Annotated in this window: 18 protein-coding genes; 9 read left to right on the top strand and 9 right to left on the bottom strand. The window is 66.8% G+C overall.

The genetic code is table 11. The features are described 5' to 3' along the window. The first annotated feature begins 10 nt into the window (after nt 1-10). On the top strand, nt 11-817 hold the full coding sequence (locus NJF35_RS13790) for a SirB1 family protein (protein WP_225789476.1): 807 nt from the start codon (nt 11-13) through the stop codon (nt 815-817). Here NJF35_RS13790 and maiA read toward each other — a convergent pair. Genes maiA through hmgA form a run of 3 tightly spaced genes read right to left on the bottom strand, consistent with a single transcriptional unit; the run spans nt 811 to nt 4,052 of the window. Next, nucleotides 811-1,443, bottom strand: coding sequence for a maleylacetoacetate isomerase (gene maiA / locus NJF35_RS13785; protein ID WP_225789477.1), 633 nt, complete (start codon nt 1,441-1,443; stop codon nt 811-813). The genes NJF35_RS13790 and maiA overlap by 7 nt on opposite strands. Before the next feature lie 11 nt (nt 1,444-1,454). After that, nucleotides 1,455-2,747: a fumarylacetoacetase gene (gene fahA / locus NJF35_RS13780; RefSeq protein WP_225789478.1), complete on the bottom strand. Its 1,293-nt coding sequence runs from the start codon at nt 2,745-2,747 to the stop codon at nt 1,455-1,457. A gap of 3 nt (nt 2,748-2,750) precedes the next feature. Then, nucleotides 2,751-4,052, bottom strand: a complete 1,302-nt coding sequence (gene hmgA / locus NJF35_RS13775; protein WP_225789479.1) for a homogentisate 1,2-dioxygenase — start codon at nt 4,050-4,052, stop codon at nt 2,751-2,753. A 197-nt stretch (nt 4,053-4,249) separates the two neighbouring features. Here hmgA and NJF35_RS13770 point away from each other — a divergent pair, with 197 nt between their 5' ends. Continuing rightward, nucleotides 4,250-5,032 carry an IclR family transcriptional regulator gene (locus NJF35_RS13770; protein ID WP_225789480.1) on the top strand — a complete coding sequence of 261 codons (783 nt, stop codon included), beginning with the start codon at nt 4,250-4,252 and terminating at the stop codon, nt 5,030-5,032. A 436-nt stretch (nt 5,033-5,468) separates the two neighbouring features. Here NJF35_RS13770 and NJF35_RS13765 read toward each other — a convergent pair whose 3' ends face one another. The 4 genes from NJF35_RS13765 to NJF35_RS13750 all read right to left on the bottom strand — a co-directional run bounded on the left by NJF35_RS13765 (nt 5,469) and on the right by NJF35_RS13750 (nt 8,668). Then, nucleotides 5,469-6,383, bottom strand: coding sequence for an SDR family oxidoreductase (locus tag NJF35_RS13765; protein WP_225789481.1), 915 nt, complete (start codon nt 6,381-6,383; stop codon nt 5,469-5,471). A gap of 140 nt (nt 6,384-6,523) precedes the next feature. Then, nucleotides 6,524-7,429, bottom strand: coding sequence for an alpha/beta fold hydrolase (locus tag NJF35_RS13760; protein WP_253091183.1), 906 nt, complete (start codon nt 7,427-7,429; stop codon nt 6,524-6,526). A 176-nt stretch (nt 7,430-7,605) separates the two neighbouring features. Then, the gene (locus NJF35_RS13755) at nt 7,606-8,292 is read right to left on the bottom strand and encodes an LrgB family protein (protein WP_253091182.1); all 687 of its coding nucleotides are present in this window, start codon (nt 8,290-8,292) and stop codon (nt 7,606-7,608) included. After that, a complete protein-coding gene (locus NJF35_RS13750; RefSeq protein ID WP_225789484.1) occupies nt 8,282-8,668 on the bottom strand; it encodes a CidA/LrgA family protein in 387 nt (128 codons plus the stop codon). The genes NJF35_RS13755 and NJF35_RS13750 overlap by 11 nt, the downstream gene beginning before the upstream one ends. Before the next feature lie 99 nt (nt 8,669-8,767). Here NJF35_RS13750 and NJF35_RS13745 point away from each other — a divergent pair, with 99 nt between their 5' ends. Then, the gene (locus tag NJF35_RS13745) at nt 8,768-9,658 is read left to right on the top strand and encodes a LysR family transcriptional regulator (protein WP_225789485.1); all 891 of its coding nucleotides are present in this window, start codon (nt 8,768-8,770) and stop codon (nt 9,656-9,658) included. A gap of 31 nt (nt 9,659-9,689) precedes the next feature. Here NJF35_RS13745 and NJF35_RS13740 read toward each other — a convergent pair whose 3' ends face one another. Next, nucleotides 9,690-10,145, bottom strand: a complete 456-nt coding sequence (locus NJF35_RS13740) for a flavodoxin (protein ID WP_225789486.1) — start codon at nt 10,143-10,145, stop codon at nt 9,690-9,692. Nucleotides 10,146-10,362: 217 nt separating this feature from the next. Between NJF35_RS13740 and NJF35_RS13735 the strand changes: the two genes are divergently transcribed. Then, nucleotides 10,363-10,980 carry a hypothetical protein gene (locus NJF35_RS13735; protein WP_225789487.1) on the top strand — a complete coding sequence of 206 codons (618 nt, stop codon included), beginning with the start codon at nt 10,363-10,365 and terminating at the stop codon, nt 10,978-10,980. 11 nt (nt 10,981-10,991) lie between these two features. On the opposite strand, the gene NJF35_RS13730 is transcribed toward NJF35_RS13735, so the two are convergent. After that, nucleotides 10,992-11,906, bottom strand: coding sequence for a MerR family transcriptional regulator (locus NJF35_RS13730; RefSeq protein ID WP_225789488.1), 915 nt, complete (start codon nt 11,904-11,906; stop codon nt 10,992-10,994). Between the two features lie 217 nt (nt 11,907-12,123). On the opposite strand from NJF35_RS13730, the gene NJF35_RS13725 reads away from it, so the two are divergent. The 5 genes from NJF35_RS13725 to chrA all read left to right on the top strand — a co-directional run bounded on the left by NJF35_RS13725 (nt 12,124) and on the right by chrA (nt 15,636). Then, nucleotides 12,124-12,696: an antibiotic biosynthesis monooxygenase gene (locus NJF35_RS13725; RefSeq protein ID WP_225789489.1), complete on the top strand. Its 573-nt coding sequence runs from the start codon at nt 12,124-12,126 to the stop codon at nt 12,694-12,696. Between the two features lie 78 nt (nt 12,697-12,774). After that, nucleotides 12,775-13,467: a dihydromonapterin reductase gene (gene folM / locus NJF35_RS13720; RefSeq protein WP_225789490.1), complete on the top strand. Its 693-nt coding sequence runs from the start codon at nt 12,775-12,777 to the stop codon at nt 13,465-13,467. Nucleotides 13,468-13,476: 9 nt separating this feature from the next. Continuing rightward, a complete protein-coding gene (locus tag NJF35_RS13715) occupies nt 13,477-13,773 on the top strand; it encodes a DUF1244 domain-containing protein (protein ID WP_225789491.1) in 297 nt (98 codons plus the stop codon). Then, the gene (locus NJF35_RS13710) at nt 13,766-14,107 is read left to right on the top strand and encodes a HopJ type III effector protein (protein ID WP_225789492.1); all 342 of its coding nucleotides are present in this window, start codon (nt 13,766-13,768) and stop codon (nt 14,105-14,107) included. Before NJF35_RS13715 ends, NJF35_RS13710 begins: the two co-directional genes overlap by 8 nt. Nucleotides 14,108-14,331: 224 nt before the next feature. After that, complete coding sequence (chrA, locus tag NJF35_RS13705) at nt 14,332-15,636, top strand: chromate efflux transporter (RefSeq protein ID WP_225789493.1); 1,305 nt, start codon at nt 14,332-14,334, stop codon at nt 15,634-15,636. The last annotated feature ends 34 nt before the right edge of the window (nt 15,637-15,670 follow it).

The following is a 15,670-nucleotide window of genomic DNA, read 5'->3' as shown; positions in this document are numbered from 1 at the left end:
GGAGATGCCCATGAACCCACGTCAAGCCTGCCTGGCCTGCCTGGAACGCGAACCTGTCGCCCTGTTGGAGGCGACCCTGTGGATCGCCGCCGAACATGACCGGACGGTAGAGCCGGCGGCAGGCCTTGCCCAGTTGCACGAGCTGCAACGCCAGGTCAGCGCCAACCTGCCGATGCTGCCGCTCGGCGAACTGGCCCAGCCACTGCTGCGCCAACTCAACGCCCTGGGTTTCCAGCAGGACGAGTACCATCCCCTGCGCCCCCAGGCCGCCTTGATGGACAAGGTCTTGCAGCGTCGACGCGGGCAACCGCTGCCGTTGGCCATCCTCGCCCTGGAGCTGGCCCGGCGCCTGTCGATTCCCCTGGAAGGCGTGAACTTCCCCGGCCACTTCCTGCTGCGCGTGCCGGGCGCCGATCACCTGCTCGACCCGTGCGGCGGACGGCGCCTGTATCCGACCGACTGCCGCGAACTGCTCGCCCGCCAGTTCGGCCCGCACCTGCCGCTGAGCGCCGAGCACCTGCGCACGGCCAGCCCCCTGCAGATGCTCCAGCGCCTGTCACGCAACCTGCGCCAGTTGCACACCAGCAACGACAACGACCTGGCCGCGCTGATCGACGCCGAGCGGGTCATGCAACTGGGGCCGGTGACGGTCAACGACTACCTGGCCCGCGCCACCCTCTACCAGCATCTGGACTGCCCCCAGGCCGAACGCTTCGACCTGGAGCATGCCCTGCTGCTGACTGACGACCCGGTGCAGCGCCTCAAGCTGAGCGAACGCCTCGCCCAGCTACCCTCGGCGAAGCGCTCGATTCACTGAGCCGGTGTGTCCACCTGGCAGGAAGGGTGGGCCTTGAGAAAGGCGGGATGCGCCTCGGCCAGGGCGGCGACGCGGCGGATCCTCGGGAAGCTGCCGAGGTCGACGTTGAAGCGCTCGGCCGCATACAGCTGCGGGATCAGGTAGACATCCGCCAGCCCAGGCTCGTCGCCGAAGCAGAAGCCCTCGTCGCCGATCAACTGCTCGACAGCTGCCAGACCCTGGCCAATCCAATGGGCGATCCACTGGTTGACCTGGGCCTCGTCATGGCCCAACTGGCGCAATTGCTTGAGCACGCTGACGTTGTGCAGCGGGTGGATGTCGCAGCCGATGATCGCCGCCACGCCACGTACCTTGGCGCGCACCTCGGCATCGGCTGGCAACAGCGCCGGCTGTGGATGAACCTCTTCCAGGTACTCGATGATCGCCGGCGACTGCACCAGCAGTGCGCCGCCGTCGGTACGCAGGGCCGGCACGCGGCCCTGGGGATTGAGCGCCAGGTAGCCCGCCGTGTGCTGCTCGCCCTGCAGCAGGTTCACCGGCAGGGCCTGGTAATCCAGGCCCTTGAGCGCCAGGGCGATGCGCACCCGATACGAGGAGGTGGAACGGTAGTAGGTAAACAGCTCCATCGCCCTGCCCCTCAGTTGGCCGCCAGGATCTTGCCGCGGCATTCGCCGAAGCCGATGCTGGCCACGCCGTCGCGGGTGCAGCGGGCGCGCAGGATGATCTCGTCGCCGTCCTCGAGGAACTTGCGCACCTCGCCGCTGGCCAGCTCCACCGGGTGCTTGCCGCCCTCGGTGATCTCCAGCAGGCTGCCGAAGGAGCCAGGCACCGCGCCAGACAGGGTACCCGAACCGAACAGGTCGCCCGGCTGCAACTGGCAGCCGTTGACGCTGTGGTGGGCGACCATCTGCGCCACGGTCCAGTACATGCTGCGGGTATTGCTCAGGGTCAGGCGATGGGCCGGCAAGCCCTCCTCGCGCATGCGCTCGGTGAGCAGCAGCACTTCCAGTTCGATGTCGAAGGCGCCGTTGGCCTGGTCACGGGTGTCCAGCAGGTACGACAGTGGCTGCGGGTCGCCTTGCGGGCGGGCCGGCTGGGCGCAGCGGAACGGCTCCAAGGCCTCGGCGGTGACCACCCAGGGCGAGACGGTGGTGATGAAGCTCTTGGACAGGAATGGGCCCAGCGGCTGGTATTCCCAGGCCTGGATGTCACGCGCCGACCAGTCGTTGAGCAGGCAGAAGCCGGCCACGTGCTCGGCGGCGTCGCCTACCGGGATGGGCTGGCCCATGGCGTTGCCCTGGCCGATCCAGATACCCAGCTCCAGCTCGTAGTCCAGGCGCGCGCAAGGGCCGAAGCTCGGCTCGGCCTGTCCGGCCGGCAGCGTCTGGCCCTTGGGCCGGCGCACGTCGGTGCCGGAGGGGCGGATGGTCGAAGCGCGGCCATGGTAGCCGATGGGCACGTACTTGTAGTTGGGCAGCAGCGGGTTGTCTGGGCGGAACAGCTTGCCGACGTTCTTGGCGTGCTCGATGCCCACGTAGAAGTCGGTGTAGTCGCCGACCTTGGCCGGCAGGTGCATCTGGCACTCGCTGGCCGGGTACAGCGCCGCTTTCAGCGCCGCCTGGTGCTCGCTGTGCTCGCCGAGCAGCGCCAGCAGGCGCTCGCGCAGGGCGACACGGGCCGGGCGGCCGAGGGCGAAGAAGGCGTTCAGCGCGCCGCCACGGGTGGCTTGCACCGCGGCCTTGGCCTCGCCGTCGAACAGCCCGGCGGCCAGTACCGCCTCCAGGTCGAGGATGGCGTCGCCGATGGCCACGCCGCAACGCAGCGCTTCGCCCGGGCGGCTGAAGATGCCCAGGGGCAGGTTCTGCAACGGGAAGTCGCGGTGGCCGTTGGCGTGCTCGACCCAACTGCGGGCGATGGCGGTCTGGTTCATGGGTTATCTCCGGTTCGGGTTGAAGGTGCTCGGCAAGGTGGCCCAGCAACTATCGTAGTCGGCCTGCAGTTGCGGGCACTCCAGGGCATGGCGGCTCGGACGCAGCACCTGGCTGGTCTCGAACATGAACGCCATGGTGTCGTCGATCTTGTGCGGCGCCAGGTCGGCGGCGATGGCCTTGGCGCAGGTCTCGGCATCCGGGCCGTGGGCGCTCATCACGCCATGCAGCGAAGCGCCGCCGGGCAGGAAGCCTTCGGCCTTGGCATCGTAGGCGCCGTGGATCAGGCCCATGAACTCGTTCATCAGGTTGCGGTGGAACCATGGCGGACGGAAGGTGTTCTCGGCCACCATCCAGCGCGGCGGGAAGATCACGAAATCCATGTTGGCCAGGCCGTGGACGCTGGTCGGCGAGGTCAGCACAGTGAAGATCGACGGGTCCGGGTGGTCGAAGCTGACCGTGCCGATGGTGTTGAAACGGCGCAGGTCGTACTTGTAGGGCACGTTGCTACCATGCCATGCCACCACGTCCAGCGGCGAGTGCTGGAGCTCGCAGGCCCAGTGTTCGCCGAGGAACTTCTGCACCAGTTGCACAGGCCCCTCGGCCTCCTCGTAGTGGGCGACCGGGGTGAGGAAGTCACGCGGGTTGGCCAGGCCATTGCTGCCGATCGGCCCCAGATCCGGGATGCGCAGCGGCGCGCCATGGTTCTCGGCGATGTAGCCACGGGCCTGGCCGTCGAGCAGTTCGACGCGGAACTTCATGCCGCGCGGGATCACGGCGATCTCCAGCGGCTCGACCTCCATCACGCCCAGCTCGGTGGCGATGCGCAGGCGGCCCTGCTCCGGCACCAGCAGCAGCTCACCGTCGGCGTTGAAGAACACCCGCTCCATGGAGCGGTTGGCGCGGTAGATGTAGATGCTCACGCCAGCCGGCTTCTGCGCCGCCGAGTTGGCCACCATGGGCACCCAGCCCTCGATGAAGTCGGTGGACTCGGACGGGATCGGCTGTGGGCTCCAGCGCAGGCGGTTGGGGGTGACGTCGCCCAGCGGGCTGCCCAGTGGCTGGCGCTCCAGGCGCTCGAAGCGCGGGTGCAGGGCCGAGGGGCGGATGCGGTACAGCCAGGTGCGGCGCAGTTCGCTGCGCGGCATGGTGAACGCGGTGCCCGAGAGCAGCTCGGCGTACAGGCCATAAGGGGCTTTCTGCGGCGAGTTCTGCCCCACAGGCAGGGCGCCGGGCAACGCCTCGCTGGCGAATTCGTTGCCGAACCCGCTCAGGTATTCAAGAACAGGGGAATGGTCGCGATTCATCGGTGCCTCCGGGCTCCCAGGGAGCCGTTGCTGGCAGCTGGCTGCTGGCCCGTTCCGGCTCTTTCCGGCGATCGACCCAGGCGTGGCAGCGCGTCTGCATTGTTTTTATCGTAATCAGATTACGAATAACGTAATTTGATTGCCACATGGCGTCAAGCTATAAAGACGCCCATCTGTCTCCCTGGATGCCCAAGCCCATGGCCAAAGCCAGCTCCCCCGCCGACAACGGCAAGCAGAAGGTTCGCTCGGCGGAAGTCGGCACCGATATTCTCAAGGCCCTTGCCGAACTCTCGCCGTCCACCTCCCTGTCGCGCCTGGCCGAGCATGTGGACATGCCCGCCAGCAAGGTGCACCGCTACCTGCAGGCGCTGATCGCCAGCGGCTTCGCCGAGCAGGACCCGGCCACCAACCACTACGGGCTGGGGCGCGAGGCCCTGCGGGTGGGGATGGCTGCGCTGGGGAGCATCGATGTGCTGAAGGTGTCGGCCCTGCCGCTGTCGCAACTGCGCGACGCGCTCAACGAGAGCTGTTTCGTGGCCGTGTGGGGCAACCAGGGCGCCACGGTGGTGAGCATCGAACCGGCGGTACGCGCGGTGACGGTGGTGACGCAGATCGGCTCGGTCCTGCCGCTGCTCAGCTCCTCCACGGGGCTGGTGTTCGCCGCCTACCTGCCGGAGCGCGAAACTGTCGAGTTGCGCGAGCGGGAGCTGGCCACGCTGAACCAGCCGTTCAGCGACTATGCGCCGTTGCTGACGCAGATCCGCGAGCGCGGCCTGCACCATGTGCATGGTCTGCTGATGCCGGGCGTGGATGCCCTGTCGGCACCGGTGTTCAATGCCATGGGCCAGATCGCTGCGGTGATGACCGTGGTCGGCCCGACGTCGATCTTCCATGCCGACGAACATGGCCCGGCGGCCCAGCGCTTGCTGGCGGCGACGCAGGCTGCCAGTTGGCGGATGGGCTACGCGCCAGCGCACTGACACGGCGTATCGCGTGAGGGGCACGGTTCGTGCCAGGACTTTTACCCTAAACGTAAAGGTGAATGTCGGAAGTCGCTATTTTTCCTACGGGATCAAGCGCTTATTCTGACCTCACTGGCTGGCACGAAGGGCTCTCCCCCTGTTCTTCGGGCCTGCAAGGTTCACCGACGTTGATTTTGAAGCTCCTTGATCTAACGTCTCGATTGGCCGCTGCGTTTGCAGCGGCCTTTTTTATGTCTGCAGGAATATCGGGGCCGCTGCGCGGCCCATCGCCGGCAAGCCAGCTCCCACAGGTCCAGCGGCGTTCACAAATCATGTGCCCTGCCGGGAACATCTGTGGAGGATTACCCTGCACGCGGAGAACAGAGGCCGAAAGGGCAACGGGGCCCCTGTGGGAGCCGGCTTGCCGGCGATGGGCTGCGCAGCCCCAATGGCCTCAACCCAGCGGATACTTCTGCAGGTTCGCCATCATTTGCTGCAACGCTTGCAGGCTGTCCTCGGGATGCACCGCGCCGTCGAAATCGCAGATCCGTCCCCAGTTGTCCGCCACCTGCTCCGGGGTAAAGCCTTCCCGAGGATCGAAGCCGACACCCAGGCTACGCTCCCAGCGCACCTTGCCGACCCAACCGCCGCCCACTTCGAACAGTTGCCCGCTGTCCTCGCAGCGCTCGCTGCCCAGGTACACCACCAGCGGGCTGACCAGCTCGGGCTTGAGCCGCTCGAACACCTGGGGCGGAATCAACCCTTCGGTCATGCGCGTCCCGCCGGTGGGGGCGATGGCGTTGACCAGGATGCCGTGCCTGCGTCCTTCGATGGCCAGGGTACGGGTCAGGCCATACAGACCCAGCTTGGCCATGCCGTAGTTGGCCTGGCCGAAGTTGCCGTAGATGCCGGAGGTCGACGCGGTGAAGATCACCCGCCCCCAGTTCTGCTCGCGCAAGTGTGGCCAGGCGGCGTGGGTGACCTTGTAGGCCCCCTCCACATGGACCCGGTAGACCAGGTCCCAATCGCCGTCCTCCATCTTGTGGAAGGTCTTGTCGCGCAGGATGCCGGCATTGTTCACCAGCACATCGACCCGGCCGAAGCAATCCAGGGCCTGCTCGACGATGCGTGCGCCGTCGGTGACCGAGTCATGGTTGGCCACCGCCATGCCACCCGCTGCGCGGATCTCCTCCACCACTCGGTCGGCCGCCGAGGCGCTGGCGCCTTCGCCGTGGGTCGAGCCCCCCAGGTCGTTGACCACCACCTTGGCCCCACGCGCGGCGAACAGCAACGCATGGGCCCTGCCCAGGCCGCCACCGGCCCCCGTGACGATCACCACACGATCTTGCAGTCGTACCGCTTCGCTCATGTCCAAGGCTCCAGGCAGGGATTGGGGTCCGGGCAGTGTCCGCCAGCCGCGGACGGCGGACAATCAAGCGCACGGGGGCTGAATGGCGGGCGATAAGACAGGCCGATGATCGCCCACCGCCTAATCTGTGCGACCCGCCTTCAGGACCAGGCGACTTTCTGCGTGAAGCACGTCAGGGGCTGCTCGCGAAAGGCCAGGTAATGCCGCAGCACCTGCAGCGGCGCCTCGGTGTGCGGGTAGTGGCCGATACCCTGCAGCGACACGGTGTCCGGCTCCGGCACCAGTTGTCGGTAGCGCTCGACCATCCGCGCGCCGGAGACCGGGTCGACCACGCCATTGATGAAGCGCAGCGGCACGCCCCGGCGCTGCAGCGCACCGACCCAGCGCTCGCGATGCACCCGGCGTTCGGGCAGGTAGCTGATCAGCTTGTGCAGGATGCGCGTGCCACGGTTGGAGACGATCAGGCTCCAGTAGTCATCCAGGGCACTTTCGCTGGGATGGGTGCAGGGGCCGTAGATATGGCTGACGTTGCGCACCAGGTCGTCCCGCCCGAAACTGCGGCCCACCAACCAGCCCAAGGGGCTGAGCAAGAGCTTCTGGAGCAGCAGCACCTGGTAGCACTCGGGGAACAGGCCGCTGTTGAGGAACGCGCAGCTGGCGACTTCCAGGCGTCGCTCGTGGTGCCGGGCCAGCAGCTCCTGGGCCACGCTGCCACCGTAGTCGTGGGCCAGCAGGTGGACTGGCTGATCGATGCGCAGGTGCGCGAGCAGGGCCTGTTGCAGGTCGGCCTGCTCCATCAGGCTGTAGTCGTGGTCAAGCGGCTTGGCCGAATCGCCAAAGCCGAGCATGTCGCAGGCCAGCACACAGAAGCGCTGGGTCAGGGGTGCCCACAGGTAGTGCCAATCCCAGCTGGCGGTGGGGAAACCGTGAAGCAGTAGCAGTGGCTCTCCTTGCCCTGCTGTCCAGTAACGGATGCTCTGGCCCCGGAAGGAAAAACTTTGGCCTCGGGTACGCCAGACGCACAATGGTATTTCAGCCAGTGGCATCAGAGTTGTCCCGGTGGATAAGTGTTGGCGATATAGGGCAGGGTTGCGCTCATTGCGTGTCACCTCGGCACTTACATGTGCTCTCTATGTCGAGGCTCAGTCTAGTCAGCGCATGGGGCGGCGAAACTTGCATTGGCAGCCAGCTTGCTGGCTTTGCGGGTCAGCGGTATGAACGGTCAGAGCAGCCACGTCAGCAGGGGTGCGGCGAACAGGTTGAGCAGGCCGGTCAGGACCATGACCAGGCCGGCCACGGAGCCTTCCTCGCCCCCTACCTCCTGGGCCCGGCTGACACCCGCGCCATGGGCGCCGACACCGAACAGCGCACCGCGGGCCAAGGGCGTGCGCAGGGGCAGCCAGCGCAGCAGGATGCCGCCGAACACTGCACCGAGCACGCCGGTGAACATGACGAACACGGCGGTCAGCTCCGGCACGCCACCGAGGTCACGGGCCAACGGCATGGCGAATGGCGTGGTGATCGAGCGCGGCAGCAGCGACAGGCTGACCGAATCGTCCAGCGCCAGCAGGTGCGCCAGGCCCCAGGAACTGGCGATCGAAGCGCCGCTACCGGCCAGCATGCCCACCAGCAGCGCCGGCCAGTGCCGCGCCAGCAAAGCCCGCTGTTGCCAGATCGGCACGGCGAAGGCCACCGTCACCGGGCCCAGCACGCTCATCAGCCAGTGGGTGTTGCGCGCGTATTCGGCGTAGGCGGTGTGCAGCGGTACGGCCACCGCCAGCAACAGGGCCGGCACCAGGATCAGCGGCGACAGCAGGTAGCGCCCGCTGCGCCGGTACAGCCAACGGCTGCCCAGGTAGGCCAGCAGGGTCAGCGCCAGCCAGAACAGCGGCATGGGTTCAAGGCTCATGGCGCAGCCTCCAGCGGCACACCAGCTCGACGGTCACGGCCGTGACCACCATCACCAGCAAGGTACTCACGGCGATCACCAGCAGGATGCGCCAGCCCTCGTTGCGCAGCAGGTTGCCGTAGTCGAGCAGGCTCATCAGCGCCGGGATGAAGAACAGCAGCATCTCTGCCATCAGCCAGCCGGCCCCCAACTGCAGCATGGCCGGCTTCACCACACCGCAGGCGAACAGCAGCAACAGCAGCGCCAGCCCCATCACCCCACCGGGAATCGGCCACCCCAGCCAGACGGCGAGCTGGCCGCCAAGCAGGAACAGGGCAAGCAGGATCGCCAGCTCGGCTAGCAGGCGCAGGCATTTCTTCAACGACAGGGGTTTCATGGTACGGAGTCCTCGACAGGCGTTCATTTTAAGATTTCACCTGCCTAGGCCAGAAGCGAATTGTTAGACTGATCGCCATTCCATAATGGAATTCAACGCATGGAATTCAAACAGCTGCGCAGTTTCATCGAAGTGGTGCACCGAGGGGGCTTCACCCAGGCCGCCCAGACCCTGCACATCAGCCAATCGGCGGTGAGCAAGCAGGTTGCCCAGCTCGAGCAGGACCTCGGCCAGCCGCTCTTGGAGCGCCAGGGCTCGCAGTTGCACCTGACAGCTGCCGGGCGCATCGTCCTCGAACGTGGCGAAGCCCTGCTGCGCCAGCGCCAGGCGTTGCTGGGCGAGCTCGACGACCTCGACCAGATGGCCCGGGGCGAGCTGCGCCTGGGGCTGCCGCTGCTGGGCAGCGACGCGCTGTTCGCGGGGTTGTTCGCCGAGTACCGGCGGCGTCATCCGAACATCGACATCCAGTTGCTCGAAGGGGGTAGCCGCACCGTGGAGCAAGCGGTCGCCAGCGGCGAGCTGGAGCTGGGCGGCAGCCTGACGCCGAGCGATCCGGCCTTCGAGTACCAGCCCTTTTGCAACGAACCGCTGGATGCCCTGTTGCCGGCCGGGCATGCCCTGGCGGGCTTGCCACAGGTCGAGCTGCGCCAGCTGGCGGACACGCCGTTTCTCTTGTACCAGCGCAGCTTCGTGCTCAATGACCGCCTGCTGGGCGCCTGCCAGCAGATGGGATTCACCCCGAAGGAAGGTGGACGCAGCGGCCAGGCGGACTTCCTCGCCGCACTGGTCGCGGCGGGCCAGGGCGTGGTGTTGCTGCCCAGGGTGGTGGCGCGGGCGCTGGAGCGGCCCGGCGTGGTGCGCTTGCCGCTGCTGGCGCCGGCGGCTTTGCGTTGGGACATAGCCTTCATCTGGCGGCGCGGGGCCTACCTGTCACGGGCAGCGCAGGCCTGGTTGCAACTGCTGCGCGAGCGGCCGGCGCCTGGTGGGTGATACGGGGGCCAGTACCAGCCCCCAAAAAGGCTCAGCCTTGCAGCGCCGCCACGAACTCGGCGATCCACGGCTCGGCATCGGTCTCCGGGGTCACGGTCTCGCTGGCATCCAGGCGCAGCATCGGCAGCACTTCACGCAACCCCAGCTCGGCGAACAGCTCGCGCAGCTGCTCGCCACCGCCACAGTAGGTATCGCCATAGCTCGAATCGCCCAACCCGATCACCGCGCCCGGCAGCCCACGCCACTCGGCAGGCAGGGTGTCGCGAATGCTGCTGAACAACGGGATGATGCTGTCCGGCAGCTCACCCATGCCCGTGGTCGAGGTCACGGCCAGGAAGGCGTCGGGGGCGAAACCCTGCAGGTCCTGCAAGGTGGCGCGGGCAGCGTGCCAGGCCTGCAGGCCGGCAGCCTTGAGCAGGGACTCGGCGTGACGGGCGACTTCATCGGCGGTGCCGTACACCGAACCAGAAATAATGGCGACTTTCATCGGGCAGAGGATTCCGAAACTGAGTGAAAACGTAGGATACTAGCATCCGACAGTGGCAAAAGGCCGCCTCCCACCAAAGTCTCCTTCCCACCCAAGGGCCCGGGCATGCATCAGCACCGGCCCAGGTTGGCCGTCGGAAATCTGACCAACGCTTCTGAACGAAGCGCCTTGCGTGCTGTCCATGACGTTGAAGAAACAGCCACCTTCGAGTTCGACCATGCAAGCAGACGCCCTCCTGACCCAGGACGAACTGGACTTCATCCAGAACATGCAGCATTCGCCCCAGTTGAACCTGGCCGACCCCATGTCGGGCCTGCTGGTCAATGGCGACCATCGGCTCCAGCAGTTGCTCACCCGCCTGGTGGCCAACGAGCAGGTCACGCTCCAGGCGCAGTTCAACAACCAGCAGATCAGCTTTCCCCTGCAACTGGTGGAAGACGAATTCCACGCCCTGCACCTGCAGTTGGGCTCACCGGAGATCTACGAGGACGGCCCCATGCTGCGCCCCTGGCGCCTGTCGCTGGAAGAGCCGGCCGCGCTGCTCGACGCGCACGGCGCAGGCAGCGGCCTGTGGGTCCGGGAGATTTCCTTCAAAGGTGTACTGGTGCAAGTGCGCGACTTGCCAGAAGCGCCTGCGCGCTTCGACCTGCACTTCGCTCCCGAAGGCATCCCAGCCATCGGCCTGCATGGCGTACTGCGCCGCCGCATCGGCCCGGACTTGGCCGCCTACGACCTCAGCCGCAGCCCAGCGCAAGAGATCGAGCGCCTGCGCGAATACATCCTCCAGGCCCATCGCCAGGCCCACCCGGAGCTGCACGCTCAGGTCGCCGGCTGACCGCCCAGGTACTACCGCAAGCGCCTGCGCATCAGGCCACCCTCGGCGCCCAGGCAGGCCATGGCGCTCCCCGCCAGGTTGCCCTGGGCAAGCTCCGCCGTCTCCCCCGCCAACAACAACGGGCAGCCCAGCCCTGGCGCCAGACGCGCCAGACGCTTGCCCAACTCCACGGTCGGCTGGTGGTTGGCGAACAGTACCAGCGCATCGGGCGCCAAGCGTTCGCAGACCAGCGCCAGTTCCTCCAGTGGCTGCCCCAGGGGCAGCAGCGTCACGCTCACTTCGTCGTAGCCCAACAGCAAGCCTGCCACCAGCAGCTCTAGTTCATGGCATTGCCCCGGCAAAGGCGCCAGCACCACGCGGCTGCCACGCGGCTCGCGAGCCAGTTGCAGGCGCAGCAGCACCCGGCCACGCAGGAACTGGTCGAGAAACAACCAGGCGCTGGCCTGGCCGAAACTCCCATGGCCCGCGCGCAGTGACTGCCATACCGGCATGAACACCTCGCCGAAGACCTGGTCCAGGGCAAGGCCGGCGAATACCTGGTCGAACAGCCGGTCCAGGCCGCCACCGTCGAAGCGCTGCGCCGCCGCGTGCACCTGCACCCGCCAGCGCGCCAGGTCGTCGGCATGGGCGGCGGCACACGCATCCTGGGCCAGCGCCTGGTCGCGGGCCAGGATGCTGCCGACCTTGCTCACCGCCACACCACGCGCCAGCCAGCCCAGGATGCTGCGGATGGTGTCGATGTCGTCCTGGGAATAAAGGCGGTGCCCACTACGGGTCCGCGTCGGCCGAATCAGCCCATAGCGGCGCTCCCACGCCCGCAGGGTCACCGGGTTGACGCCGGTCTGCCGGGAAACTTCGCGAATCGGCACCCGCGCCTGGGGTTCCAGGCCCGCGCCATTGGCCAAGGCCGCTACCTCTTCGTTCATCTGCGCTGGCAACCCTGTCATGTGTGTCTGAGGGGCATTCTACGACGGGAGGCCACGCAGGGTCAGCGCGACCGCCTGCCAGCCGGCACTGACCGGTCACGAAAAATCCGCGATAATCCGTGCCCGATTCTTGCATCACGCCTGTGTCGCCCATCACCCCGGGCCACGCAAGCCAAGGGGCCAGCTACCCGCCAGCCCCGTCGCCAGGAGATACACGATGTCTACCCCACCCGTCACCCTGATGGTGTCGCGCCGCGCCGCCCATGGCCGTTACCAGGAGCTGCTGGCCTGGCTCCACGAAGGCGAACAACTGGCCACCGACTTTCCCGGCTACCTGGGCTCGGGCATCCTCGCCCCACCCGCCGACGGCGACGAGTTCCAGATCGTCTTCCGCTTCACCGACGAACAGACCCTGCATGCCTGGGAGCACTCCGCCTCCCGTCGCGCCTGGCTGCAGCGTGGCAACGGCCTGTTCGAGCGCCCCGAAGAGCGGCGCGTGACCGGCCTGGACGACTGGTTCGGCACCCATCTGGTGCACAAACCGCCACGCTGGAAGCAGACCGTGGCCATCTGGCTGGCGTTCTTCCCGGTCTCGCTGCTGTTCAACGTGCTGTTCGGGCACTGGCTGGCGCCGCTGGACCTGGTGCCACGGGTCCTGCTCAGTACCCTGGGCCTGACGCCGGTGATGGTGTACCTGTTCATCCCACTCTCGACCCGCCTGCTGGCCGGCTGGCTGAACGCAGCCCCGGCATCCGCCGCACAGGCGGCGCGCGGACTGCGCAGCCGCTGAGGCCAGGTCATACAAAGGGAAACAGTTCGGGTATGCTGGGGCATCCATGCAAGGACAGACAAGTTGATTGCCCCGAACATGAACAGCCCAATCCTCGTCACCGGAGCCAGCCAGCGCGTCGGGCTGGCCCTGGCCCTCGAACTGGCACAGGCCGGCCATACGGTGGTCAGTGCCAGCCGTAGCCTCCAGCCGCAGTCCCCGCACCCGAACATCCTCCAGTTCCAGGCCGACCTCTGCCGGGAAGCCGACCGCCAGGCGCTGATCGACCACCTGCACGGCCACTATGACGGCCTGCGCGCAATCATCCACAACGCCTCGCTGTGGCTGGACGACGGCCTGGACAACCTCGAGACCATGTTCCGCCTGCACGTCGAGGCGCCCTACCATCTCAACCTGGCCCTGGGCGAGTTGCTGGCCAAGGTGGACAAGGCCGACATCATCCACATCTGCGACGAAACCTCCTCGCGCGGCAGCAAGAGCCATATCGGCTATGCCGCGACCAAGGCCGCCCTGCAGAACATGGTGCTGTCGTTCGCCGAAAAATACGCGCCGAAGGTGCGCGTGAACGGTATCCTGCCAGGCCTGCTGATCCTCAAGGAGGGCGGCGACGAGGCCTACCGCCAGCAGACCCTGAAGAAGGCCCTGCTGGAATTCGAGCCCGGTGCACGCCCCTTGATCGAGGCGGTGATGTTCCTGCTCCAGAGCCAGTACAGCACCGGCAGCCAGGTGGTCATCAATGGTGGCCGCCACCTGAAGAACCGCATGACCTGAGAGAAGCCCATGACGCCCCAACAACAGCTCGAACTCGAAGCCGCCGCCTTCCGGCGCCTGGTCGAACACCTGCGCCAACGCACCGACGTGCAGAACATCGACCTGATGAACCTTTCCGGCTTCTGCCGCAACTGCCTGTCCAAGTGGTACAAGGCCGCCGCCGACGAGCGGCAGATCGACCTGAGCCTGGATGATGCCCGGGAAGTGGTCTACGGCATGCCCTATGCCGAGTGGAAAGCCCAGTACCAGAAAGAAGCCAGCGCCGAACAACAGGCGGCGTTCGAAAAAGGAAAGCCACGTGACTGATCTGAACACCCTGCGCGACAGCCTCGCCAGCGGCGAACACGCCTTCGCCGACACCCTGGCGTTCATTGCCGCGAACTACAGCTACCAGCCCCAGGCCTTCGTCAACGGTGGCGTCGAGAACGCCGCCGGGCAGAACGAAGGCTCGTGCAAGACCCTGGGCCTGGCCCTGCTCGAAGGCCTGAGCGACCAGGAAGCGCTGCTGGCCTTCGGCGAGCACTACCGCAGCGTGCTGGCCACCCCCGAGGGCAGCGACCATGCCAACATCCGCGCGCTGATGGCGCATGGGCTGGCAGGCGTGAAGTTCGCGCAGCAGCCGCTCACGCGGCTGGCCTGACGACTGCGAGCGGAGGGTATGGCCCAATGCCGGCCGGCCGCTTCGCGCCCCATCGCCAGCAAGCCCCACATGGCCTCGCAAGCCACATCATTTATGGTCGACTCGTACCCTGTGGGAGCTGGCTTGCCAGCGATGGGCTGCAAGGCAGCCCCAAAAATGAAAAAACGCCGCTTAACTGACTGACATTGGCGCATAGCCCTCCTTTGCCCCAGGGACCGCCCCACATGCCGATCGAGCACCCCGTCCCCTTCCGCCAGGCCATGCTGTTCTGGCTCAAGCTGGGCTTCATCGGCTTCGGCGGCCCCGCCGGGCAGATCGCCCTGATGCACCGGGAAATCGTCGAGCGCCGTCGCTGGCTCAGCGAATCCCGTTTTCTCCATGCACTCAACTACTGCATGCTCCTGCCCGGCCCCGAGGCCCAGCAACTGGCCACCTACCTGGGCTGGCTGATGCACCGTACCTGGGGTGGCATCGTTGCCGGGGCGCTGTTCGTCCTGCCTTCGCTGTTCATTCTCATCGGCCTGTCATGGGTCTATGTCGCCCACGGCCAGCAACCGGTGGTCGCCGGGCTGTTCTACGGCCTGAAGCCGGCGATCACCGCCATTGTCCTGCAAGCGGCCTGGCGCATCGGCTCACGCGTCCTGCACAACGCCGCGCTGTGGGCAGTTGCCCTGGCAGCGTTCGTCGCCTTGTTCGGCCTGGGCCTGCCGTTCCCGCTGATCATCCTTGGCGCCGCCTTGCTCGGCTACCTGGGCGGGCGTTGGCAGCCCCGGCTGTTCCAGGCCGCGCATGAGCCCTTGCCGGACGCATCGCCGGCACAACCCGGGCATACCCGCTGGCGTTGGCCACACCTGCTGCGGCTGTTGGCCTGTGGCGCAGCCCTGTGGTGCCTGCCGATGGGCCTGTTGCTCCTGCTGTTCGGCTGGCAAGGCACGTTCACCCAGATGGCCTGGTTCTTCACCAAGGCAGCCTTGCTGACCTTCGGCGGCGCCTACGCGGTGCTGCCCTATGTCTACCAGGGCGCGGTGAGCCATTTCGGCTGGCTGACACCGACGCAGATGATCGACGGCCTGGCCCTGGGTGAAAGCACGCCGGGGCCGTTGATCATGCTGGTGGTCTTCGTCGCCTTCGTCGGTGCCTACGCCCAGGCCCCGCTCGGGGCCGACCAGGCCTTCCTCGCCGGGGCACTGGCAGCCTGCCTGGTCACCTGGTTCACCTTCCTACCGTCGTTCCTGTTCATCCTGATCGGCGCACCGCTGGTGGAGAGCACCCGGCGCCAACTGCGTTTCAGCGCACCCTTGACGGCGATCAGCGCCGCCGTGGTCGGGGTGATCATCAACCTGGCCTTGTTCTTTGGCTATCACGTGTTCTGGCCGCATGGGTTCGCCCAAGGGATCGACTGGCTGGCACTGTTGGTCGCGGTGCTGGCGGCCGTGGGGTTGCTGCTGTTCCGGCGGGGCGTGCTGGAAGTGTTGCTCGCCTGTGCGCTGGCAGGGTTGCTGGCGGTGTTGTATGGGTATCAGGCTTGAGTGCTGGGCCTTTTGCCCGCGAATGGGCCGGCGG

Source organism: Pseudomonas guariconensis (genome assembly GCF_024127895.1).
GTDB classification, from domain to species: Bacteria; Pseudomonadota; Gammaproteobacteria; order Pseudomonadales; family Pseudomonadaceae; genus Aquipseudomonas; species Aquipseudomonas guariconensis_B.
The sequence above is the reverse complement of the archived record's forward strand: the minus strand, read 5'-3'. Positions and strand labels throughout refer to the sequence as shown.